The organism is Caballeronia sp. HLA56 (assembly GCF_054655155.1).
This window is the reverse complement of sequence record NZ_BAAHOB010000005.1, coordinates 443,864-465,984: the sequence shown is the minus strand read 5'-3', so window position 1 is coordinate 465,984 and position 22,121 is coordinate 443,864. Positions and strand designations below refer to the sequence as shown.

Sequence of the window (22,121 nt, the reverse complement as noted above, 5' to 3'; positions counted from 1 at the left end):
TTTTATCGAAGCCCGCCGTGCGGGCCTTCAGCGTGCCGCGAATGCATACCAACCCGCGCTGCTAGCGGAAATACGTCGCGGACGGCGGCTCGTATGCGCCGCCGCCTGAGGCTTCGGCAGTGCGGGCGCGCGGGCTTGCATCGGACGGCGCAGCAGCGCTCTCAACGACACCTTGCGCGATGCCGTGCGCGCGCGAAGATTGAAGAAGAAGCCGCGAAACCACGAGCGAATGCCAACGACCGGATGCACGTGCATGAGCTGTTCCGCGAGCGCCTGAGTGCGCGCGGAATGGTGGCGCAGTGCGCGAACCACGCCGCGTCGGGCCGGGCGCGCGGCGTGTGAGGCAACTCGGGTCAGGCCGGAAGCGATTCGGTGGTTCATATCGGGAAGAGTCGGTTGCATGGAGGCAACTCGACGATAGTCGTCTCAAAAATAGCGATCAACGGATTCGGTCCAACGAGCCTGCGGAAGTTGCACCGAATTGATGCAGGCAATGTACAGGACCATTATTACTCCGGTAAGTCCGCGTTTTCCCTGCTGAATGCCGGACGAAACGCCGGTCGCGCCGTTAAAGCGCAGGCCGAACGGGCTTTAGCCGCGCGTGAGATTTACAATCGTGCTATTCGCCCGGATGCCGGGTATTGCGATGGTTGAATGAAGTCACGTGAAGCCGTCGAGGTAAGAACTGAAATGTCCGAACACAATCCGCTTCAATCGAAATCAGAACAAGTGCGCGAATTGCGCGAGACAGGCTTCGTCGTCGTCAAGCGGCTGGTGCCTGAAGCGCGCTGCCAAGCGTTACGCGAAGTCGCGCGCCGCCAGTTGGCGGAGGCGGCGACGCCGCTCGAATTCGAAGCCGATCTGAAATACCCCGGCGCGCCCGATTCCCGGGACGCGCCCGGCGGACACACCGTGCGCCGTCTGCTTGACGCCTACGTGCGTGATCCGCTCTTCGCCGAGTTCGCGACATCGCCCGAGATTCGCGGCTGGATGGAGTTGTACTTCGGCGAAACGCCGTACCTTTCGCGCGCGCATCACAACTGCGTAATGACGAAGCATCCCGCTTACGGCAGCCTCACCGGCTGGCATCGCGACGTGCGTTACTGGGGCTTCGAGCGCGACGATCTGGTTTCGACGTGGCTCGCAATCGGCGATGAAACCGTCGACAACGGCGCGCTCTGGTTCGTGCCGGGCTCGCACAAGCTGCCGTTCACGTCCGACCGCTTCGATGAAGCGAAATTCTTCCGCTCCGACCTGCCCGAAAACGCCGCGCTGATCCGCACGGCGGTTTCGCCCGCGCTCGAACCCGGCGATGTCGTGTTCTTCCACTGCAATACGCTGCACTCGGCGGGCAAAAACCTCAGCGATAAGGTGAAATTCTCGCTCGTCTACACGTATCACGGCGCGAGTAACGTGCCGTTGCCAAGCACGCGATCGGCCGCGAAACCGGAAGTGCCGCTCGTCTGAGCGCGTTTTGCGTTTTATCGGCGGGATGACGGCAGCGCAAGGCCGATCATTCCCGCGAGCGTGGCCACGACGCCGCCCGCGAGCAGCCAGATAGTCTTGTTCGTGGGCGAACCGGTGAAAAAGCGCGATACGTCGTTACTCAACGAATGAAACGACTGGCCGCCGAAATAAAGCAGCACGATGCCGCCGACAATCAACGCAACGGAAATCGCTCGGGTCATGGGCCAGTCTCGCGGAAGGTAAGGCGCGACAGGTTATTCAATCTTCTCGCTCGCGTCCAGTCGTCCCGGTTTCAGGTGATCTGCTCGCGCGTCAGCGGCTGAATCTTGCGCAGCAATTCGGCCTGCACGCTCGCGTGATCGCTCGCGCGCGTCCATGCGCCCACGTTGAACTTGACGCCGGTGTCGGTGTAATCCGTTACCGCGATCCACGGCGCGGACGGCGCTTCCTGCACGATACGCGGATCTTCGCTCACGAGCCGGCGCAATTCCTCGAGCACATGTTCGACCTTCTGACCGTGCGCCACCTGAAAGTTGAGCACCACGCGGCGGCGTTCGTTCGCGCTGTAGTTGGTGATGGGATTCGCCCAGATCGTGCTGTTCGGCACGAACATGACGATGCCGTCGGCCTTGGTGAGGCGCGTGGTGAAGAGACCGATCTCGTTCACGGTTCCCGCCGTGGTGCCGACGCCCTCGATGTAATCGCCCACGCGGAACGGGCGCAGCAACAACAGCATCAGTCCCGCCGCGATGTTCTGCAGCGTGCCCTGCAACGCCAGGCCAATAGCCAGTCCGGCCGCGCCGAGCACGGTCAGGATACTCGCCGCCGCGATGCCGAACTTGCCGAGCGCGGCCACGATGGCGACTACGCGAATGGCCCACATCGCCACGCTGGCGAGTACCGGCGTGAGCGTGGCGTCGATATGCGTGCGCCCGAGCGTGCGCCGCAGCGCGTTGGCGACGAAGTTCGAAATCCACCATCCGACAGCGAGAATCAGGATCGCCATGAGGAAGTCGATGCCATACGTCACGGCAAGGGCTAATAGGGAATCGTAGGCAGGGCGCAGCTTATCGATAGAGTTCATCGGTCAGATTCCTTAATTTGGGATTTGCATTGGTCCGGCGTCGGACCAGAACGTTCCCGCGTAGGCCGTCCGGACGAGGGTCGTACGGCTTGCGGCGGATTGGCTTAACATTGTCGGCCTCGACCGGCGGAGCGGCGAGCACGTGCCGCACAACGCCCGAACGCAGTCCCCGAAACCGATTCAGTCAACCAGCACGCAAAGGGAATTCGATATGGCATACGAAGCAGCTTCCGAGCGTTATACGCAGATGCAATACCGCACGTGCGGCAAGAGCGGATTGAAACTTCCTGCGTTGTCTCTTGGTCTGTGGCACAACTTCGGCGATACCACGCCCATCTCGACGCAACGCGAAATTCTGCGCACGGCATTCGATCTCGGCGTCACGCACTTCGATCTCGCCAACAACTACGGCCCGCCGTATGGCAGCGCGGAAACGAACTTCGGCCGGATCTTCAAGGACGACTTCCGGCCGTATCGCGATGAGCTGCTGATTTCTTCGAAGGCTGGCTGGGACATGTGGCCGGGACCTTACGGCAACGGCGGCGGTTCGCGCAAGTATGTGCTCGCGAGTCTGGATCAAAGCCTGAAGCGCATGGGCCTCGATTACGTCGATATTTTCTACTCGCATCGTTTCGATGCGGACACGCCGCTCGAAGAAACCGCTGGCGCGCTCGCCACTGCCGTTCATTCGGGCAAGGCGCTGTATGTCGGCATTTCGTCGTATTCGGCGTCGAAGACGCGCGAAATGGCGCGCTTGCTGGCCGAGCACAAGGTGCCGCTCTTGATCCATCAGCCGTCGTACAACATGCTGAATCGCTGGATCGAACACGAACTGCTCGATACGCTCGACGATCTCGGCACCGGCAGCATCGCATTCACGCCGCTCGCGCAGGGCTTGCTTACGAGCAAGTATTTGAACGGCGTGCCGCAGGATGCGCGCGTGAACAAGGCGGGCGGCGGATCGCTCAAGCAGGAGCATTTGAGCGACGAGAATCTGGCGCATGTGCGCAAGCTCAACGAACTCGCGGAGCGTCGCGGTCAGAGCCTCGCGCAGATGGCGCTCGCGTGGGCGTTGCGCGGTGGCCGTGTGACTTCGGTGCTGATCGGCGCGAGCCGCGCGGAACAGGTCGTCGAGAACGTCGCCGCGCTGAAGAATCTGGAGTTCAGCGCAGAGGAACTCGCCGAGATCGACAAGCATGCGCAGGAAGGCGGCGTGAATCTGTGGGAGAAGCCGTCGACGGATCAACGCATCTGATCGCGTCGTCCCGCCGTTGTCCCGGCCCGACCGTCAGAAGGGTATTTTGGGATAATTGCGGAATCCGTTGCTATCATGCGGGCTCGGCGGCTTTTTGGCTGTGATTTGCGGCGTGTTCGACGCGCGTCTCCCGTTCTTCGCAATCATTCGCCAGGCCGAGCAGCCAGGTGCGCGCCGTCCCGCAAAGTCCCACGCGCGTCCAGTCAGTCTCTATGCCGCACGGCCGCGACACGACGGCAAATGTCGATCGGGTTAAAATGCTCGATTGCGCCGGGTTGTCCGGCTGGGTTGTCTGGTTTGCGCGCGTGCTTCGGCTCAAGTCTTGAGCAGGCCGCGTGATACCGAAGCGCCGACATCAGCCCATACGATCGTCCTTTTGCGTAGTTAAGCGCGGCAAAGTCTTTTCGATGCCCGTTCCCGCCAAAGCATTCGGCTGGCGGCGAGCGGCACCGCGTCATCGCATCATCGTTCTCGCACAGTCCAAGAAGCCATGAGCAACCTTAATTCTCAAACCGTTCTGAGCGTCCACCACTGGACCGACACGCTCTTCAGTTTCACCTGCACTCGCGATTCGTCGTTCCGCTTCGAGAACGGTCAGTTCACGATGGTGGGCCTCGAAGTCGAAGGCAAGCCGCTCTTGCGCGCCTATAGCCTCGCGAGCGCGAACTACGAAGAGCATCTTGAATTCTTGAGCATCAAGGTGCCGGACGGCCCCCTGACGTCGCGCCTTCAGCATTTGAAAGTGGGCGATCCCGTGTTGATCGGCAAGAAGCCGACGGGCACGCTCGTCGCCGACAACTTGTTGCCGGGCAAAACGCTGTGGCTGCTTTCGACGGGCACGGGCCTCGCGCCTTTCATGTCGATCATCAAGGACCCGGACGTCTACGACCGCTTCGACAAGATCGTGCTGACGCACACGTGCCGTTTCGTCGATGAACTCGCGTACAAGGACTTCATCACCGAGCACTTGCCGGCGCACGAGCATATCGGCGAGATCGTGTCGGAGAAGCTCGTGTACTACCCGACCGTCACGCGTGAAGAGTTCGCGAATCGCGGCCGGATCACCGACCTGATCGAAACGAAGAAGCTGTTCGCGGATTTGTCGGTCGATCCGTTCTCGGTCGAAAACGACCGCGTGATGCTTTGCGGCAGCCCGCACATGCTGCGCGACACGCGCGAGTTGCTCGACAGCCTTGGCTTCAAGGAAGGCAGCAATAATCATCCGGGACATTACGTGGTGGAAAAGGCTTTCGTCGGCTGATTCGACTGCTGTTTGTCCTGTCGAGAAAACCGGTGCTTTCGTGCGCCGGTTTTTTTTCGCCCCGATTCGCCGGGGCATTGTTACAAATTGGCGGCCTGTGGCCACGACGCCGGGTCGTCAGCGAATAGTGGCAATGGTTGCCAAACGACATGAGGTTCACGTCTGAAAGCCTTGTCCAATATGGCTTTATGATAATTTTGAGATATGATTCCGCAACGCTCAGACGGATGACGCAACGATATCGTCCGTCGTCGATGTTACGGAATGTAAATTTAGTTACGCCGCATGCGTCTTCTGGCGACGTAGCTCTAGTTGCGCTCACTTGGGAGACATTGAATGAACTCGCCGGCCAAAATTCCGCCTGAAACACGCAAGGCGCCGCGCGCGTCCGCTTCGCTAGTCTCCGTGCCGATCGACGCACGCCTCAAGAGCGATCACCGAGTGCGCAGTCTCGCGGCGCGCATCGACGAACTCACCACGCAACTGGCCGCCATCGAAGCGCACACGCGCGGCACACTCGCGCAGGACCTGCACGACGAGATGGGCGCCGTGCTGACCGCAGCCAACCTGGCGATTTCCCGCGCGCAATACTGGCTTCCCGCCAATGCCCCTGCCGCTTGCGCCGATGCGCTTCGCCAGGCGCGCGACTGTATCGCGGAAGCAGGCGAAGCGAGTCATCGAATCGTCGAGAATTTGCAAGCGCCGCCCTTCGACACCGGTTTCACCACCGGACTTGCCGACTGGATCGCCACCTTCGGCGCGCGTGCCGCCATTCATGTCGATTTCGTCTGCCCCGACGATTCCCGCTTCGACGATCTCCAGCCCGGTCTTGCCGTCGCGGTTTTACGCGTGATGCAGGAAGCGTTGACCAATGTCGCACGCCACGCCCGGGCGACGCGCGCGCGGGTTAGCGTCGAGCGTGACGCGCAAGGCGTGACGCTCGTCATCGACGATGACGGGATCGGCATGACGCCCGCCGCGCGCCGCAAGTCCGGCCGCTTCGGCCTGCCCGGCATGCGTGCGCGATGCGAGGCGTTCGGCGGCAGCACGCGCGTCGCTGCATCGGAGATGGGCGGCGTCGCGGTGCACGCGCGCATTCCGCTGGCATGCCCGCCGCGTCCGGTTCCGCGCGCGGCCAACGCCTGAGGCCGCGCATGGCGCTGCGCATCCTGCTCGCCGACGACCACGCCATCGTGCGCCGTGGCGTCGCGCAATTGCTGATCGAGCGCGAGCTGGCCTCGGAGGTGATCGAAGCCGGAACCGGCGTGCAGGCGCTCGCACTCGCCGCGCGCGACGCGCCCGACGTGGCGATGCTCGACATTTCGCTTCCCGATGTGAACGGTCTCGACGTGCTCAAGCGCCTGAAGCGCGACATGCCGCGTCTGCCAGTGCTGATGTTTTCGATGCATCGCGAAGATCAATATGCCGTGCGCGCGCTCAAGGCCGGCGCGGCGGGTTATCTCTCGAAGACGGCGGACCCTGCGCTCATGATCGGCGCGATTCAGCAAGTCGCGGCGGGCCGCAAATACGTGAGCCCGGAAATGGCGGAAGCGCTTGCGAACTACGTTTCGCTTGGTTCGGAGCGCATGCCGCACGAGCAACTCTCTGACCGCGAATTCCAGACGCTGTGCATGCTGGCTTCGGGCAAGCGGCTCACGGACATCGCACACGCGCTTTCGCTGTCGGTGAAAACAGTGAGCGTTTATCGGGCGCGCTTACTCGACAAGATGCAGCTTGCGAACAACGCCGAACTGACCTTCTATGTGATGAGCCATCGCCTCATCGACATGAACCCGGCAATAGCGGGCTGAATGGTCCCGAAATTTATCTTAAACAAGATAAAAAACGAACGATCTGTAAAAAATGCGCAAGGAAAGGGCGTCCCATGCTCGTTCTTTGGGCATGCTTCCAGTCTCCGCTAAACTATCGGGTTTTCCCGAGGTACGGTGCCTTTGAGCGCCTTTAGGAGACTCACCGCAATGTCGTTGTTCCGCAAAAAAAACATCGAGCACATGCTGGCTGCCACCCACAGCACGTCGCTCAAGAAGACTCTGGGTGCGCTCGATCTCACCTTCCTTGGTATTGGCGCCATCATCGGCACCGGCATTTTCGTGCTGACGGGAACCGGCGCCGTGCAAGCCGGCCCGGCGCTCATGGTTTCGTTCATTGTCGCGGCGATTGCGTGCTGTTTCGCGGCGCTTGCCTACGCCGAGTTCTCATCGACCATTCCGGTCGCCGGTTCCATCTATACCTATTCGTACGCCACGCTTGGCGAACTGGCCGCGTGGATCATCGGCTGGGATCTGATGCTCGAATACGGGCTTGCCACTTCCGCCGTGTCGGTCGGATGGTCGGGTTATCTGCAATCGCTACTGTCGGGCTTCGGCATCTCGCTGCCGACCGTACTGACCGCCGCGCCCGGCGCGTTGCCCGACCACGTCACCTATTTCAACCTGCCCGCATTTCTGGTGATGATGGCGATCACCGCGCTCTTGTCGGTCGGCGTGAAGGAATCCACGCGCGTGAACAACATCATGGTCGCGATCAAGGTGACCGTCGTGTTGCTGGTGATCGCCGTCGGCGTGTTTCATGTGACGCCTGCCAACTGGCATCCGTTCATGCCGAATGGCTGGTCGGGCGTATTCGGCGCGGCGGCGGTGATGTTCTTCGCGTTCATCGGTTTCGATTCGGTGTCGTCCGCCGCCGAGGAGGTGAAGAACCCGAAGCGCGATCTGCCGATCGGCATCATTTCGTCGCTGGCCGTGTGCGCGGTGCTGTATGTCGCCGTCGCGGCGGTCGTGACGGGCATCGTGCCGTCGGCGCAGTTCGCGGGCGTTTCGCATCCGGTTTCGTATGCGCTGCAAGTGGTCGGACAGAACTGGGTCGCGGGTTTCATCGACTTAGGCGCGGTGCTCGGCATGCTCACCGTGATCCTCGTCATGAGCTACGGCCAGACGCGCATCATCTACGCGATGTCGCGTGACGGGCTCTTGCCCGCGCGGCTCTCGAAAGTTCATCCGCGTTATTCGACGCCTTTCTTCACGACCTGGCTCGTCGGCATTTTCTTCGGGCTGATCGGCGCGCTCGTGCCGCTCAACGTGCTGGCGGAGCTCATCAACATAGGCACGCTCGCGGCGTTCTCGATGGTATCCATCGCCGTGCTGATCCTGCGCCGCACGCATCCCGACCTGCCGCGCGCGTTCCGCTGTCCTGGCGTGCCGGTGGTGCCCATTCTCGCGGTGGCGTCGTGCCTGTTTCTCATGCTCAATCTCAAGGCGATGACGTGGGTCGCGTTCGTCGTTTGGCTCGTGATCGGCCTCGCGATTTATTTCGTCTACTCGCGCCGGCATTCGGTGCTCGGTCGCGCGCAGGCTTCGAAAAACGTGCTGTAAGGCGTCTTGCGCGCCGGTTGCATGAACGCCGCCTTCGGGCGGCGTTTTTATTTTCAAAGCCGCAAGCGAAGACGAGCGCAGACAGGCAAACGCATCCACCGGCAAGTAAGCCCAATAGCTACGCTCGCCGATTTGTGCTTTACTCGGCTCTGCAAACATGAACGCGCATCACACGATTTCCCAGCCAAACGCTCACAGCAGCAGGTCGGCAGGTTCAGGACGTGGTTGACGTGAGTGGCGAAGCAAGCGAGTGGCGTAAGGCTGGTCCATCCCCACAGCAGTCGGTCTGCCGTGACCGGAATAGAAGCGGATAGCTTCGCTTCGAGTCGTCGCAGAGAAACTGCACGAGGCCCGCGTATGGAGCAAAAAAGCTCCGGCCGGGTCGCAAAGGAGACAGTAATGACGCTCAGCATCAGCCTGACGGTCAACGGCAAACCCGTGACCGCCAACGTCGAACCGCATCTTCTGCTCGTCCAGTTTCTACGCGAACAACTCAGGCTCACCGGCACGCACATTGGCTGCGATACCGCGCAGTGCGGCGCGTGCACCGTGCATCTCGAAGGGCGCGCGATCAAGTCGTGCAACATCCTCGCCGCGCAGGCCGACGGCATGGCGGTGACGACTATCGAAGGCATGGCGAAAGACGGCGAGCTTCATCCCATGCAGGCGGCCTTCAAGGAATGCCACGGTCTGCAATGCGGTTTCTGCACGCCGGGCATGGTGATGAGCGCGAGCGCACTCGCCGCGCAGTCTCCGGATCTCTCCGAAGAGGAAGTGCGCGAGCAGCTCGACGGCAATCTGTGCCGCTGTACGGGCTATCACAACATCGTCAAGGCGGTCCTGCAGGGCGCGCAATCCATGAGGTCGGGCGGCTAGAAACACTAGCTGCGCTCTATCGATCGATCCGGATTTCGCGCCTATCAAGGAGACCGCGATGAATGCCCCTGAGCAACAGAAACTGATTGGCGCTGGCATCAAGCGCAAGGAAGACTATCGCTTCCTGACGGGTGCCGGCCAGTACACCGACGATGTCGTCCTTCCACAGCAAAGCTACGCCGCGTTCCTGCGCTCGCCTCACGCGCACGCGAAGATTCGCGGTATCGACATGGAAGCGGCCAAGGCTTCGCCGGGCGTGATCGCCATTTTCACGGGCAAGGATCTTGCCGGCGAAAATGTCGGTGGCTTGCCGTGCGGCTGGCTGATCCACAGCACCGATGGCTCGCCGATGAAAGAGCCGCCGCATCCCGTCATCGCGAACGAAAAGGTGCTGCACGTGGGCGATCAGGTCGCGCTCGTGGTCGCCGAATCCATCAAGGAAGCGAAGGACGCGCTCGAACTCATCGAGGTCGATTACGACGTGCTGCCCGCCGCGGTCGATACCGGCAGCGCCGCCGGCGACGGCCAGCCGCAAGTGCACGACAGCGTGCCGAACAACGTCTGCTACAACTGGGGCCACGGCGACAAGGCCAAGACCGACGCCGCCTTTGCGCAGGCCGCGCACGTGACGACGCTCGATATCGTCAACCAGCGCCTCGTGCCGAACGCGATCGAACCGCGCGCCGTCAACGCGAGCTATTCGAAGCACGACGAAAGCTACACGGTCTACGTCGCGAATCAGAACCCGCACGTCGAGCGGCTGCTGATGGCGGCGTTCGTACTGTCGCTGCCGGAATCGAAACTGCGCATCATCGCGCCGGATGTGGGCGGCGGCTTCGGCTCGAAGATTTTCCTGTACCCGGAAGACGTGGCGCTGACGTGGGCGTCGAAGAAAGTCGGGCGTCCGATCAAGTGGACGGCCGAGCGCTCCGAAGCGTTTCTCTCCGACGCGCATGGCCGCGATCACGTCACCAAAGCAGAACTCGCCATCGACAACGACGGCAAGTTTCTCGCGATGCGCGTGCACACGACGGCGAACATGGGCGCGTATCTGTCGACGTTCGCCTCGTCGATTCCGACCGTGCTCTACGCGACCTTGCTCGCCGGCCAATACACCACGCCCGCGATCTACGCCGAAGTCAAAGCGGTCTTCACCAACACCGTTCCCGTCGATGCCTATCGCGGCGCGGGCCGTCCGGAAGCGACCTATGTCGTCGAACGGCTCGTTGAAACGGCGGCGCGCGAGTTGAATATCGATCCGGTCGAACTGCGCCGCCGCAACTTCATTCGTGAGTTTCCGTACGCGACGCCGGTCGGCCTGACCTACGACGTCGGCGATTACGACGCGTGTCTGAACCGCGCGCTCGAACTCGCGGACGTGCAAGGCTTTGCCATGCGCAAGGCGGAATCGGAGAAAGCGGGCAAGCTGCGCGGCATCGGCTATTCATGCTATATCGAGGCGTGCGGGCTCGCGCCTTCGAATGTCGCGGGGGCGCTCGGTGCGCGGGCAGGCTTGTTCGAGGCGGGCGAAGTGCGCGTGCATCCGACCGGCTCGGTCACGGTTTTCACCGGCTCGCACAGTCACGGACAAGGGCACGAAACGACCTTCGCGCAAGTGGTCGCGGACCGGCTTGGCGTGGATATCGACAACGTCGAGATCATTCACGGCGACACGGGCCGTATTCCGTTCGGCATGGGCACGTATGGCTCGCGCTCCATTTCGGTCGGCGGCTCGGCGATCATGAAGGCGCTCGACAAGGTGGAAGCGAAGGCCAAGAAGATCGCCGCGCATCTGCTCGAAGCAGCGGTGGAGGACATCGAGTTCAAGAACGGCACGTTCCGCGTGGCGGGCACGGACCGCACGAAGAGTTTCGTCGATGTCTCGCTTGCCGCCTACGTGCCGCACAACTTCCCGCTGGAAACCATGGAGCCGGGGCTGAACGAAAACGCGTTCTACGACCCGACCAACTTCACTTATCCGTCGGGCGCGTATGTCTGCGAAGTGGAAGTCGATCAGGACACAGGCGAAACGCGTATTCAGAAGTTCACGGCGGTCGATGACTTCGGCAACGTGATCAACCCGATGATCGTCGAAGGGCAAGTGCATGGCGGGCTCGGCCAGGGAATCGGCCAGGCGATGCTCGAGCGCTGCGTCTACGACGACACCACCGGCCAGTTGCTCTCAGGCTCGTATATGGATTACGCGATGCCGCATGCAATCGACTTGCCGAACTTCACCGTCGAAACCGCGAAGGGCACGCCGTGCTCGCACAATCCGCTCGGCGTGAAGGGCTGCGGCGAAGCGGGCGCAATCGGCTCGCCGCCCGCCGTCATCAACGCGATTCTCGATGCCCTCGCGCCGCTCGGCGTGAAGGATTTGCAGATGCCCGCGACGCCCCATCGCGTGTGGTCCGCAATGCACGCCGCCCAACGCGCCTGAACGGAGAACGAACATGTACGCATTCGACTATCAACGTCCCGGCGAGACTCAGGCTGCGGTTGCCGCGCTTGCCGCCAACGGCGATGCCAAATTTCTCGCGGGCGGCCAGAGTCTCTTGCCGACCATGCGCTTGCGGCTCGCGCAGCCGTCGGCGCTCGTGGATGTGACGCGCATCGCGTCGATGAAAAGCATCGCGCTCGATGGCGGCAAGCTGATCATCGGCGGCGCCATGTGCCACGCGCAGGTTGCATCGGACGAACAGGTTCGAAAGGCGCTGCCCGGTCTCGCCGATCTGGCTGGCCGAATCGGCGACAGACAGGTGCGCGAGCGCGGCACGATTGGCGGCTCGCTTGCCAACGACGACCCCGCCGCGTGCTATCCGGCCGCCGTGCTTGCGCTGAACGCGACGGTGGTGACGGATCGCAGGCGCATTGGCGCGGATGAGTTTTTCATCGACATGTATCAGACCGCGCTGGAACCGGACGAGTTGATCGTCGCGGTGGAATTTCCGCTCGCCGAGCGCGCCGCGTACGAAAAGTTTCGCAACCCTGCTTCGCACTTCGCGCTCGTCGGCGTGTTCGTTGCAAAGCATGAAGACGGCGTGCGCGTTGGCGTGACGGGCGCGGCGTCTTCCGTGTTTCGTGCGGCCGAGCTGGAGGCGGCGTTGTCGAAAGACTTTTCCGTCAGCGCGGCGCGAGGCGTGAAGATCCTGCCCGGCGAACTCAACGACGACATGCACGCGAGCGCGGAATATCGCGCGCATCTGATTCCGGTGCTGGCGGGCCGGGCGATCGAACGCGCCAACTCGTTCTAGGCAGCACGTCGAAGTCATTCAGCAACCAAGCGGCGGATTTCGAGTCCGCCGCGCCTTCCCATGATGCCGAACGAGCCGGATTCCATCGACGAGACGCTCGCGCGACTGCGCGAGCATCAATACTTCGCGAACCGCGAGCTCGCGACGGCGCTTTTTCTCGCGCTGAAAATGCAGCGGCCGCTCTTTCTCGAAGGCGAGCCGGGCGTCGGCAAGACCGAACTCGCGAAAGCGGCGGCGGGTCTGTGCGGCACGACGCTCTTGCGCCTGCAATGCTACGAAGGTCTCGATACGGCGAGCGCGCTCTACGAATGGGACTATCCGCGTCAGATCATGGCGCTGCGGCTCGCGGAAGCATCGGGTGAAACACCCTCGAACGATTCGCTGTATCGCGGCGAGTTTCTGTTGAAGCGTCCGTTGCTTCAGGCGCTGCTGCCCGATCCTTCGAACGCGAACGCGCGGCGCGTGTTGCTCATCGATGAAATCGATCGCGCCGACGAGCCGTTCGAAGCGTTCCTGCTCGAACTGCTGTCGGACTTTCAGGTGTCGATTCCCGAGTACGGCACGGTGCGCGCCACGCATCCGCCTCTCGTCGTGATGACCTCGAACCGCACGCGCGAAGTGCACGATGCACTCAAGCGCCGCTGTCTTTATCAGTGGATCGGCTATCCCGCGCGCGATGTCGAGCTCGAGATCGTCGCGGCCCGCGCGCCGGAAGCGAGCCGCGACTTGCAGGCGCGAGCGGTCGGCTTCGTGCACGAGTTGCGCACGCTGGATCTGTTCAAGGCGCCGGGCGTCGCGGAAACCATCGACTGGTGCCGCGCGCTCGCGGCGTTGTCGGTGTCGGAACTGGACCCGCAGTCGGTGCGCGACACGCTCGGCGTGCTGCTGAAGTATCAGGACGACCTCGCGCGCATGGACGCCGACACGCTCGCGCAATGTCTTTCGGCTGCGCGGTCATAGCGATGGAGACCATCGCGCGCAACGTCGTGCACTTCGTCAGGCTGCTGCGCGGCGCGGGCCTCGGCATGTCGCCCGCGCATGCCGTCGATGCCATCGACGCGCTGCGCTTCATCGATCTGCGTCGTCGCGACGACGTGCACGCGACGCTCGCGTGTCTGCTGGTTCACGCGAGCGACGAGCGCGGCATCTTCGACGCGGCCTTCGATCTCTTTTGGCGCGATCCCGACTGGGAAGGCAAGCTGCGCATGCTGTTGCTGCCGAAAGTGACGAACGGCATGCCGCCGCCCAAACGCAACAACCGTCTCGCCGATGCGCTCGCCACGCGCGCGGTGTCATCGGCTGAAACGAAGCGGGAAGGCGCGACCGAGGAAGCGCACGCGCGCCTTTCGTTCAGCGCGCGGGAACGCCTGAGCCAGCGCGATTTCGATACCCTGAGCGCCGACGAATGGCGCACGTTGCGGCATCAGATTCGCGCGCATCGGCTGCCGCTTGCTAGCGAACCGACGCGCAGGCTCAAGGCGGCTTCGCGCGGCACGCATGCCGACCTGAAGGCGAGCGCACGTCACGCGGTTCGTTCAGGCGGCGACTGGACCGTGTGGAAGTACCGCGCCGTCGTGGAACGCCGGCCGCCGCTCGTCTTGTTGCTCGACATATCCGGCTCGATGAGCGCATATTCGCGCGCCGTGCTGTACTTCTGCCACGCGCTTTTGCAATCGCGCGAGCGCTTGCAGGTGTTTCTGTTCGGCACGCGTCTGACCAACGCCACGCGCGCGTTGCGTGAGCGCGATCCGGACGTCGCGATTGCCGCGCTCGGGCTTCAGGTCGCCGACTGGTCGGGCGGAACGCGCATTGGCGGGGCGCTCGCCGAGTTCAATCGACGCTGGGCGCGCCGCGTGCTTGCAGGTCGCGCGACCGTTCTTCTCGTCACCGACGGCCTGGATCACGAGGCCATCGACGTGCTCGAAACCGAAATTGCGCGGCTGCATCGTTTCGCGCATCGGCTGGTGTGGCTCAATCCGCTTCTGAGATTCGCCGATTTCACGCCGCGCGCCCGAGGCGTGCGCGCGATCCTGCCGCACGTCGATGCGATGCTCGCGGCCCACAATCTCGACAGTCTCACCGCTGTCGGACGGGAACTGGCGGCGGCGCACGGCCGGCACGATTCAGGCGCGCGTCGCGTCCCGTGAGTTTCAGGGAGACGAAAAATGGAACTGTCCGAAACGCATGTCTTGCCGGTGCCCCAGGCGCGGGCGTGGGAAGCGCTCAACGACACGGAGATTCTGAAACTTTGTATCCCCGGCTGCGACAGCATCGACGCGGAAGGCGAGAATGCGTATGCGGTCGCGATGACGGCGGCGGTCGGCCCGGTCAAGGCGCGCTTCAAGGGCCGCATGGAACTGACGAATATCGACGCGCCGAAGACGTACACCATCGTGTTCGAAGGGCAGGGCGGCGCGGCCGGTTTCAGCAAGGGCAGCGCGACGGTGAACCTGGAACCGGGCGAGACCGCCGACACCACCAGGCTCACTTACAGCGCGAATGCGCAGGTGGGTGGCAAGCTGGCGCAGATCGGCTCGCGGCTCGTGGATGGCGCGGCGCGCAAAATCGCGGGCGAGTTCTTCAAGCGCTTCAGCGCGCAATTGCAGGGCGCGAGTGGACCGGCGAATGAATCGGCGGACGCTGAAAACGGCGGCGACGCAGGGCAGGAACAGGGAAAGAAATCATGGACAGCGTGGATCTCGAAGTCTTGAAAAACAGCGCGCGATGGCTCGAAGAAGGTCATCGCGCATTGCTCGTCACGGTGGTGAAGACGTGGGGCTCGTCGCCGCGCCCGGAAGGCGCCATGCTCGCCGTGCGCGCCGACGGCCACGTGGTCGGATCGGTGTCGGGCGGGTGTATAGAAGACGATCTGATCGAGCGCGTGCGGCAACGCGGTATCGAGCAGACGAAGCCGGAAGCGGTGAAGTACGGCATCAGCGCGGAAGAAGCGCATCGCTTCGGCTTGCCGTGCGGCGGCACGATTCAGCTCGTGCTGGAGCCGTTGACGAAGGACAGCGGCATCGCGGAACTGTGCTCGGCGGTGGAAAGCGGGCGGCTCGTCGCGCGCACGCTCGACATGGCGACCGGCCGCGCGCGTCTCGAACCGGCGCAAGCTACCGATGGCGTGCTCTTCGACGACGCCACGCTGCTCACCATCCACGGGCCGCGCTATCGCATGCTGGTGATCGGCGCGGGGCAGTTGTCGCGCTATCTGTGCAGCATCGCGGTGGGGCTGGATTATCAGGTCACCGTCTGCGACCCGCGCATGGAGTACACGGACGAGTGGAACGTGCCGGGCACGACCATCGTGCGGACCATGCCCGACGATACCGTGATGGACATGAAGCTCGACGAACGCTGCGCGGTCATCGCGCTGACGCACGATCCGAAGCTCGACGATCTCGCGCTGATGGAAGCGCTGAAAACGCCTGCCTTCTATGTCGGCGCGCTGGGATCGCGGCGCAACAACGCCGCGCGGCGCGAGCGCCTGAAGGAGTTCGATCTCAACGAAGCCGAACTCGCGCGACTGCACGGGCCGGTGGGCATTTATATCGGCAGCCGCACGCCGCCCGAGATCGCGGTGTCGATTCTCGCGGAAGTCACGGCGGCGAAGAACGGCGTGTCCTTGCCGGAGTTGCTGAAGGTGGAAGGCGCAAAGGCCGCGCGGGAAGTCGCGGGAAGTGGCGAGGTGTGTGGCGTTTGAGTTTGGCGACCCCGAATTCGCAAGCTCAGGCCCGCATCGCGTGCGGCCTATAATCGTCGTTCTCATCCGCGCGGCCTATTTTGATGCGCCAAGCCTGCGCGGACAGGTCATCGAACTATTTCCAATCCGCACCGAATGCCCGGCAAACCCTTGACCGGCGATGCCCGCCGCGCAATCGCGCAAGCGGATGCGCCGCCACAACCCGCGTCCGCCAGAACCGGGCAGCGTCACATGAGCCACCGTGCGTTACGCGGGTGGTCCGTGGTGCATCGCTGGACAAGTCTCATCTGCACCGCGTTCATGTTGCTGCTCTGTCTGACGGGCCTGCCGCTCGTCTTCGGTCACCAACTCGACCTGCTGACGGGCGATGCCATCGAAGCGCCTGCGCTGCCCGCATCGCAGGCGAATGCGCGCGCGAGTTACGACGCGGTCTTGCACGCCGCGCTGAGGGAGCATTCCGGCCACGTTGCGCAGTACATGATTTGGGAGCCGGACGAACCGCTTTTGCCTGTCATCGTCACCGCGCCTCGCGCCGATACACCGCCCGACGACACGCTAAGCACCACCGTCGATGCACGCACCGCGAGGCCGCTCGGCATGCCGCCGGGAAAGGGATCGCTCAAGTTCGTGCTGCTCAAACTGCACGTCGATATGTTCGCCGGACTCTTCGGCAAACTGTTCCTCGGCGCGATGGGCGTGATGTTTCTCGCGGCGATTGTCTCGGGTGTCGTCGTGTATTTGCCGTTCTGGCGCAAGGTGGGGCTCGGGCGCGTGCGGCTTGCGAAGAAGCGGCGCATCGTCTGGCTCGACTGGCATAACGCCATCGGCATGTTGACGCTCGCGTGGGCGCTATTGGTTGGCGCGACCGGTTCCATCAACACGCTCGCCGATCTCATGCTCGATGCCTGGCGTAACGATCAGCTCGCGCAGATGCTCGCGCCTTATCATGGCCAGCCGCCGGTGACGGTGCGCGCAACCGTCGACGACGCCGTGAAGACCGCGCAGGGCGTCGCACCCGGCATGATTCCGTCGTTCGTGGCGTTTCCGGGGACGCGCTTCAGCAGTCCGCATCACTATGCCGTGTGGATGCGCGGTGACGGCATTCTCACGACGCGAATCCTGCGGCCGGTTCTCGTGGATGCATCGACCGGCGCGCTCACCGATTCACGCGAACTGCCGTGGTATCTGAAAGTGCTGCTTGGCTCGCAGCCATTGCATTTCGGCGATTTCGGCGGGATGCCGCTCAAAATTTTCTGGGCAGCGTTCGATTTGCTGACCATCGCCGTGCTGGGAAGCGGTTTGTATCTTTGGCTCACGCGGCATAATCCGCGGAAGAGGAAGGCATAGAGCGGCGCGCGTGGTTCGCGCCGGCATGGCAAAGGCCGGCCATGGGGAAAAGCGGAAAAACGCGGCAAAAACGGCGACACCGCGCATCCAAACCGCTTCGCCACGCGCCAAGCGCGCTAGGGAGCGCCTTACATCAACCCACAAACAATTGCCGCGATCAGCGAGACGGTGACGATCACCACACCCGCCGTGCGCCGCTTGTTGAGCTCCGTCCACAACAGCACGCCAGTCAGCGACAGCAATATGATGCTGCCCGCGAACGTATCGATGAGCAGCACCCAGCCCACGCTCAGACCCACGCCCTTATGCAGGTTCGTCATCATCGCGAGGAAGGTGTTTTCGGTGCGCTTCACCGACACGAAGTTATTGCCCACCCAGTATTCCGCCTGCACGTTGCCGCCTGGCGTGGCCAGTGCCACCGACCACTGCTCCGGCTGCATCGTGCTCTTGTCGCCCCAGCCGACCGGATGCGCGGGCTCGCGACGCGTGCGGCCAAGCTGACCGTCGATCTTCAATTCCTTCTTGAGCCACGTCCCCATGTCGCGCGGCGACTTGAATCCTTCGGCGGGCAAAGGCATCTGCATCTGCGAAACCTGCGGTTCGCCTGTCGAGATACGCAGCGGCGGCGCGCGGTGATTCAACAGGAAACCCGTCGTGCCGAACAGCAAGCCGAGTAACGCGCCCCACAAGCCGATCCAGCCGTGCACCTTTCGCAGCCATTTGAGAAAAACCGAACGGCGCGACCGATTTTTGCGAACGAACTGCTCGGCATCGTCGATAAGCCGATGCGGCCGGTAGGAAGCGCCGCTCGTCGCGGATGGCTGCGGATTCAGTGTATCGGGCGCGTTCACGCGTCTCTCCGGAAGTGGGTCTGGTTCGGGCAAAGCCTCGCCGCAGTCGGCTAGACACGCGTTCAAACGCGGCGTCGGCGAGAGGCAACGAAGAGGCAATCAGATGAGAATCGTTATCATTACATGTCGAAAAACCTAACTCAACGTTTTTCGACTGACTAACACGATCATTTCTAACGAAATATTTCAGACCGGCCAGAGCGGGCCTTCCTGCATCGCGCCGACTTGCTCCCGCAGTTCGAGGATGCGTTCTTCCCAGTAACGCTGCGTGTTGAACCACGGAAAGGCGGCGGGAAACGCGGGATCGTTCCAGCGGCGCGCGAGCCAGGCCGCGTAGTGAATCAGCCGCAAGGTGCGCAGCGCTTCGATCAGATGCAGCTCGCGCGAGTCGAAATCGCAGAAGTCTTCGTATCCGGCGAGCAGATCGGCAAGCGCGCGCGATGCCTCCGCGCGGTCGCCCGGCAGCAGCAGCCAGAGGTCCTGAACGGCCGGGCCCATGCGGCTGTCGTCGAAATCGACGAAATGCGGACCGGCATCGGTCCAGAGCACGTTGCTCGGATGGCAATCGCCGTGCAGTCGCAGATGGCGCACGTCGCCCGCGCGCTCGAAACATTGCGCGACGCCTTCGAGCGCCATGTCCACGACGCGCTCGTAGGCCTCGCGGACATCGTCGGGCACGAAGCGATGCGTGAGCAGAAACTCGCGCGGCTCGTACCCAAAGGTTTGGATATCGAGTGTGGGCCGTTCGCGATACGGTTCGATGCCGCCCACCGCATGAATGCGCCCGATGAAGCGCCCGAGCCATTCGAGTGTGTCGCGGCCGTCGAGATCCGGCGCGCGGCCGCCGCGCCGTTCGAACACGGAGAAGCGAAAGCCTTCGAATTCATGGAGCGTCGCGCCTTCGAGCGAAAGTGCCGGAACCGCTGGAATCTCGCGCTCCGTCAACGTGGCGACGAAGGCGTGCTCTTCGAGAATCGCGGCGTCCGACCATCGCCCGGGGCGATAAAACTTCGCGACGATCGGCGGCCCGTCTTCGAGACCCGCCTGGTAGACGCGATTTTCGTAGCTGTTGAGCGCCAGCAGGCGGCCGTCAGTGCGCTTGCCAGCGGGGATCAGCACGCTGTCGAGCGCGTCGAGCACACGCTCGGGCGCGAGGCCGGCAAAGGGCGGGGCCTCGCTCGGCGCGGGCGCGCCGGGGGTATCGGAATGAGTTGAGTTCATTCCGGCATTGTGCCCCGCGCGCGGACAACTGGCTCGCCGGCCGCGCGCCGGTCAGCGTTCCTTCAGTGGACGACCGTGTTCGCGGGGCGCACGATCTCGCCCGTATCGATCAGATCTTCGAGAAAGAACGGCTCCGTGTTGAGCAGTTGAGTGACGCCGGGCTCGCCCGCGTACCACGCGACCATAGCCATGTCGCCCAAAATTCGCATCACGATGCCGCGTGCGCCCTGAGGCACGGCAATATGGACGGAGCGGACAATCGAACCGATTTGCATGATGAATCCCCGTTTCCGTGCCGGCTGAGGATAAAACGCCGGTCAAATATTTTCACCAAGCACAGGCTTTTCACGGCTCGTGCACCAGACAACCTGCCGCGTCATTGTTGCGCGACGCGCAGCACACACGGCTTCCATGAACGATTGTGTCCTTACTTTAGCGCATCGCGGCGCGTGAGCGCGATGCCCGCCGATATCATTTGTTGCCATTGGATGACGTTTTTCGGCATTAAGTTGTGTCCTGCGGCACATGTGACCGATTTCTGTATCGGGCAAAACCCTAAGGATCGGCGTATCTTTAACGGTTTTGGGCCGCCGAGCGTGGGCCGACAACTTTGAACCAGATCAGAATAATCCTCTCTGGTCGACACGGAGACCCTGGTTGTGAATGCATCGCCGGCGCCGCAGCGCACCGAAACTGAAGCTGATTCCATTCCCTATCTCGAGCGCGGCTCGCGCGCTTACTGGCGCGCGGCGCTGGCCTTGTTGTTCGCGGGCTATGCCACGTTCTCGCTGCTCTATTGCGTGCAGCCGCTGCTGCCGGAGTTCACCAAGGCGTTCGGCGTAAGCCCGGCGGTGAGTGCGCTTTCGGTCTCGGTGAGCACGGCGGCGCTGGCAGTGGCGATTTTCATCGCCGGATTCGTTTCGGAGAGTTGGAGCCGCCACCGCTTGATGACGATGTCGCTGCTCGCATCGTCCGTTCTCACCATGATCGTCGCCGCGCTGCCGAACTGGCACGCGCTATTGATCGTGCGCGCGCTGGAAGGCTTCGCGCTCGGCGGCGTGCCGGCGGTGGCAATGGCATATCTCGCGGAAGAGGTGCACCCCGAAGGCCTGGGCCTTGCGATGGGGCTCTACGTCGGCGGCACCGCGATAGGCGGCATGGCGGGTCGCGTGATCAGCGGCATCCTCGCCGATCTGTTCGGCTGGCGCATTGCGATTGGAGGAATCGGGCTGCTCGGGCTTGTCGCGACGCTGGCATTCCGTTCGTTGCTGCCGCCATCGCGGCGCTTCAAGCCGCGACGCGGCGTTGGGTTCCACCATCATCGACGCTCGCTTGCCGGACATTTGCGCCACGGCGGATTGCCGTTTCTGTTTCTCATCGGCTTCGTGCTGATGGGCAGTTTCGTCACGCTCTACAACTACGTGGGCTATCGGCTGCTCGGCGCGCCGTTCTCGCTCAATCAGACGCAAATCGGCGCGATCTTCACGGTTTATCTCACCGGCGTGGTCGCATCGCCGTGGTCGGGCAAACTCGCGGATGTATTCGGGCGCGGGCGCGTGCTGATCGCGAGTTTGCTTTTGATGATGCTCGGCATCGCGATGACGCTTTCGGGTTCCTTGCCGGTGATCATCGGCGGAATTGCCTGCCTGACGTTCGGCTTCTTTGCCGGGCATTCAGTGGCGAGCGGCTGGGTCGGACGACTCGCCGCGCAGGCAAAAGGACAAGCGGCGGCGCTCTATCTGCTTGCTTATTACCTTGGATCGAGCCTGATCGGCTCGTACGGCGGCCACTTCTGGACGGCGTTCGGATGGCCTGGCGTGGCTTCGCTGATCGGCGCTTTGCTGCTGGTCGGTATGGCGGGCGCGGTTTATCTGAATGTGCGCGAGCGGAGTGCTTAATCGTCATTATTCCGCTGAGGCGATTTTGAAAGCCCGTTGAAATATGAGGGAAGTAAGGGTTTTTCCGCGTCTACTTAATAATTCCGTTCGCAAAGCCTTGTTTCGAAAAGCTTGGTGCAATGCAATAGTTTTCAGTCGCACGAATATAGGCCGACACGGCGATTCGACCGGCCTATACTCGAAGCGTCGACGCGACGAATTATCTCGAGCGCGCCGCGACAAGAGCTTGAAGCTGGAAGAAGGGAGACGCACCATGACGACTTACTTCACAATCGGCGATTTCATTCTGATTATCCCGATGGCGCTCGCTGGCGCCTTGTTCCTCGGCGCCATTCCCTGCGCAACGCATTTCAAGAACAACGCCTTGCGCGTATTCGGCGCGCTCTTGGGCGTGCTGGTTGCGTTCCTGCTCGTGGAAGGACTGCCGGCGCTGGTTTAGGCGCGGCGGGCGGATGCGCTTTAATCAGCACGTCCGCCGCTGATCGAAACCGGTACGGCTCTAATGCCGTCAA

22 protein-coding genes are annotated in these 22,121 nt (G+C 62.8%); 16 read left to right on the top strand and 6 right to left on the bottom strand.

Features of this window, described 5'->3' with window-relative positions:
* Positions 1–27: 27 nt before the first annotated feature.
* Complete coding sequence (locus tag ACYQ47_RS21590; RefSeq protein ID WP_250466308.1) at positions 28–312, bottom strand: hypothetical protein; 285 nt, start codon at positions 310–312, stop codon at positions 28–30.
* A gap of 378 nt (positions 313–690) precedes the next feature.
* Between ACYQ47_RS21590 and ACYQ47_RS21585 the strand changes: the two genes are divergently transcribed.
* Positions 691–1,467 (top strand): phytanoyl-CoA dioxygenase family protein, encoded by a 777-nt coding sequence (locus tag ACYQ47_RS21585; RefSeq protein WP_459906782.1) that lies wholly within the window; start codon positions 691–693, stop codon positions 1,465–1,467.
* A 14-nt stretch (positions 1,468–1,481) separates the two neighbouring features.
* Here the strand turns inward: ACYQ47_RS21585 and ACYQ47_RS21580 are convergent, their stop codons facing one another.
* Together ACYQ47_RS21580 and ACYQ47_RS21575 are read right to left on the bottom strand one after the other, a co-directional pair.
* Positions 1,482–1,688: a DUF3185 family protein gene (locus ACYQ47_RS21580; RefSeq protein WP_244826668.1), complete on the bottom strand. Its 207-nt coding sequence runs from the start codon at positions 1,686–1,688 to the stop codon at positions 1,482–1,484.
* A gap of 71 nt (positions 1,689–1,759) precedes the next feature.
* Positions 1,760–2,551, bottom strand: coding sequence for a mechanosensitive ion channel family protein (locus ACYQ47_RS21575; RefSeq protein WP_244826669.1), 792 nt, complete (start codon positions 2,549–2,551; stop codon positions 1,760–1,762).
* 211 nt (positions 2,552–2,762) lie between these two features.
* On the opposite strand from ACYQ47_RS21575, the gene mgrA reads away from it, so the two are divergent.
* From mgrA to ACYQ47_RS21510, 13 genes are all read left to right on the top strand, one after another.
* On the top strand, positions 2,763–3,806 hold the full coding sequence (mgrA, locus tag ACYQ47_RS21570) for an L-glyceraldehyde 3-phosphate reductase (RefSeq protein WP_244826670.1): 1,044 nt from the start codon (positions 2,763–2,765) through the stop codon (positions 3,804–3,806).
* 490 nt (positions 3,807–4,296) lie between these two features.
* Positions 4,297–5,067: a ferredoxin--NADP reductase gene (locus tag ACYQ47_RS21565; protein ID WP_244826671.1), complete on the top strand. Its 771-nt coding sequence runs from the start codon at positions 4,297–4,299 to the stop codon at positions 5,065–5,067.
* 336 nt (positions 5,068–5,403) lie between these two features.
* Positions 5,404–6,213, top strand: coding sequence for a sensor histidine kinase (locus tag ACYQ47_RS21560; RefSeq protein ID WP_459906779.1), 810 nt, complete (start codon positions 5,404–5,406; stop codon positions 6,211–6,213).
* A gap of 8 nt (positions 6,214–6,221) precedes the next feature.
* A complete protein-coding gene (locus ACYQ47_RS21555) occupies positions 6,222–6,878 on the top strand; it encodes a response regulator (RefSeq protein WP_459906777.1) in 657 nt (218 codons plus the stop codon).
* 168 nt (positions 6,879–7,046) lie between these two features.
* On the top strand, positions 7,047–8,459 hold the full coding sequence (locus ACYQ47_RS21550) for an amino acid permease (protein WP_250466256.1): 1,413 nt from the start codon (positions 7,047–7,049) through the stop codon (positions 8,457–8,459).
* A 399-nt stretch (positions 8,460–8,858) separates the two neighbouring features.
* Positions 8,859–9,335 (top strand): (2Fe-2S)-binding protein, encoded by a 477-nt coding sequence (locus ACYQ47_RS21545; RefSeq protein ID WP_244826675.1) that lies wholly within the window; start codon positions 8,859–8,861, stop codon positions 9,333–9,335.
* A gap of 58 nt (positions 9,336–9,393) precedes the next feature.
* Positions 9,394–11,775 (top strand): xanthine dehydrogenase family protein molybdopterin-binding subunit, encoded by a 2,382-nt coding sequence (locus ACYQ47_RS21540; protein ID WP_309961977.1) that lies wholly within the window; start codon positions 9,394–9,396, stop codon positions 11,773–11,775.
* A gap of 13 nt (positions 11,776–11,788) precedes the next feature.
* Positions 11,789–12,589, top strand: a complete 801-nt coding sequence (locus tag ACYQ47_RS21535) for an FAD binding domain-containing protein (RefSeq protein ID WP_250466260.1) — start codon at positions 11,789–11,791, stop codon at positions 12,587–12,589.
* A gap of 63 nt (positions 12,590–12,652) precedes the next feature.
* Entirely contained in the window at positions 12,653–13,549 is an 897-nt protein-coding gene (locus ACYQ47_RS21530) for an AAA family ATPase (protein WP_250466310.1), read from the top strand.
* Entirely contained in the window at positions 13,525–14,736 is a 1,212-nt protein-coding gene (locus ACYQ47_RS21525; protein ID WP_244826678.1) for a vWA domain-containing protein, read from the top strand. The genes ACYQ47_RS21530 and ACYQ47_RS21525 overlap by 25 nt, the downstream gene beginning before the upstream one ends.
* Before the next feature lie 18 nt (positions 14,737–14,754).
* Positions 14,755–15,300 (top strand): CoxG family protein, encoded by a 546-nt coding sequence (locus ACYQ47_RS21520; protein WP_244826679.1) that lies wholly within the window; start codon positions 14,755–14,757, stop codon positions 15,298–15,300.
* The gene (locus ACYQ47_RS21515; protein WP_459906773.1) at positions 15,273–16,292 is read left to right on the top strand and encodes an XdhC family protein; all 1,020 of its coding nucleotides are present in this window, start codon (positions 15,273–15,275) and stop codon (positions 16,290–16,292) included. The genes ACYQ47_RS21520 and ACYQ47_RS21515 overlap by 28 nt, the downstream gene beginning before the upstream one ends.
* A gap of 135 nt (positions 16,293–16,427) precedes the next feature.
* Positions 16,428–17,639, top strand: a complete 1,212-nt coding sequence (locus ACYQ47_RS21510) for a PepSY-associated TM helix domain-containing protein (RefSeq protein ID WP_459906771.1) — start codon at positions 16,428–16,430, stop codon at positions 17,637–17,639.
* Between the two features lie 128 nt (positions 17,640–17,767).
* On the opposite strand, the gene ACYQ47_RS21505 is transcribed toward ACYQ47_RS21510, so the two are convergent.
* From ACYQ47_RS21505 to ACYQ47_RS21495, 3 genes are all read right to left on the bottom strand, one after another.
* Positions 17,768–18,490, bottom strand: a complete 723-nt coding sequence (locus ACYQ47_RS21505) for a PepSY-associated TM helix domain-containing protein (protein ID WP_250466269.1) — start codon at positions 18,488–18,490, stop codon at positions 17,768–17,770.
* Between the two features lie 186 nt (positions 18,491–18,676).
* Positions 18,677–19,711, bottom strand: coding sequence for a serine/threonine protein kinase (locus ACYQ47_RS21500; RefSeq protein WP_309845070.1), 1,035 nt, complete (start codon positions 19,709–19,711; stop codon positions 18,677–18,679).
* Positions 19,712–19,773: 62 nt separating this feature from the next.
* Positions 19,774–19,986 carry a hypothetical protein gene (locus ACYQ47_RS21495; protein ID WP_244826684.1) on the bottom strand — a complete coding sequence of 71 codons (213 nt, stop codon included), beginning with the start codon at positions 19,984–19,986 and terminating at the stop codon, positions 19,774–19,776.
* A gap of 384 nt (positions 19,987–20,370) precedes the next feature.
* On the opposite strand from ACYQ47_RS21495, the gene ACYQ47_RS21490 reads away from it, so the two are divergent.
* Together ACYQ47_RS21490 and ACYQ47_RS21485 are read left to right on the top strand one after the other, a co-directional pair.
* Positions 20,371–21,609, top strand: coding sequence for an MFS transporter (locus ACYQ47_RS21490; RefSeq protein ID WP_459906768.1), 1,239 nt, complete (start codon positions 20,371–20,373; stop codon positions 21,607–21,609).
* A gap of 253 nt (positions 21,610–21,862) precedes the next feature.
* A complete protein-coding gene (locus ACYQ47_RS21485) occupies positions 21,863–22,048 on the top strand; it encodes a hypothetical protein (RefSeq protein ID WP_244826686.1) in 186 nt (61 codons plus the stop codon).
* Positions 22,049–22,121 lie beyond the last annotated feature (73 nt).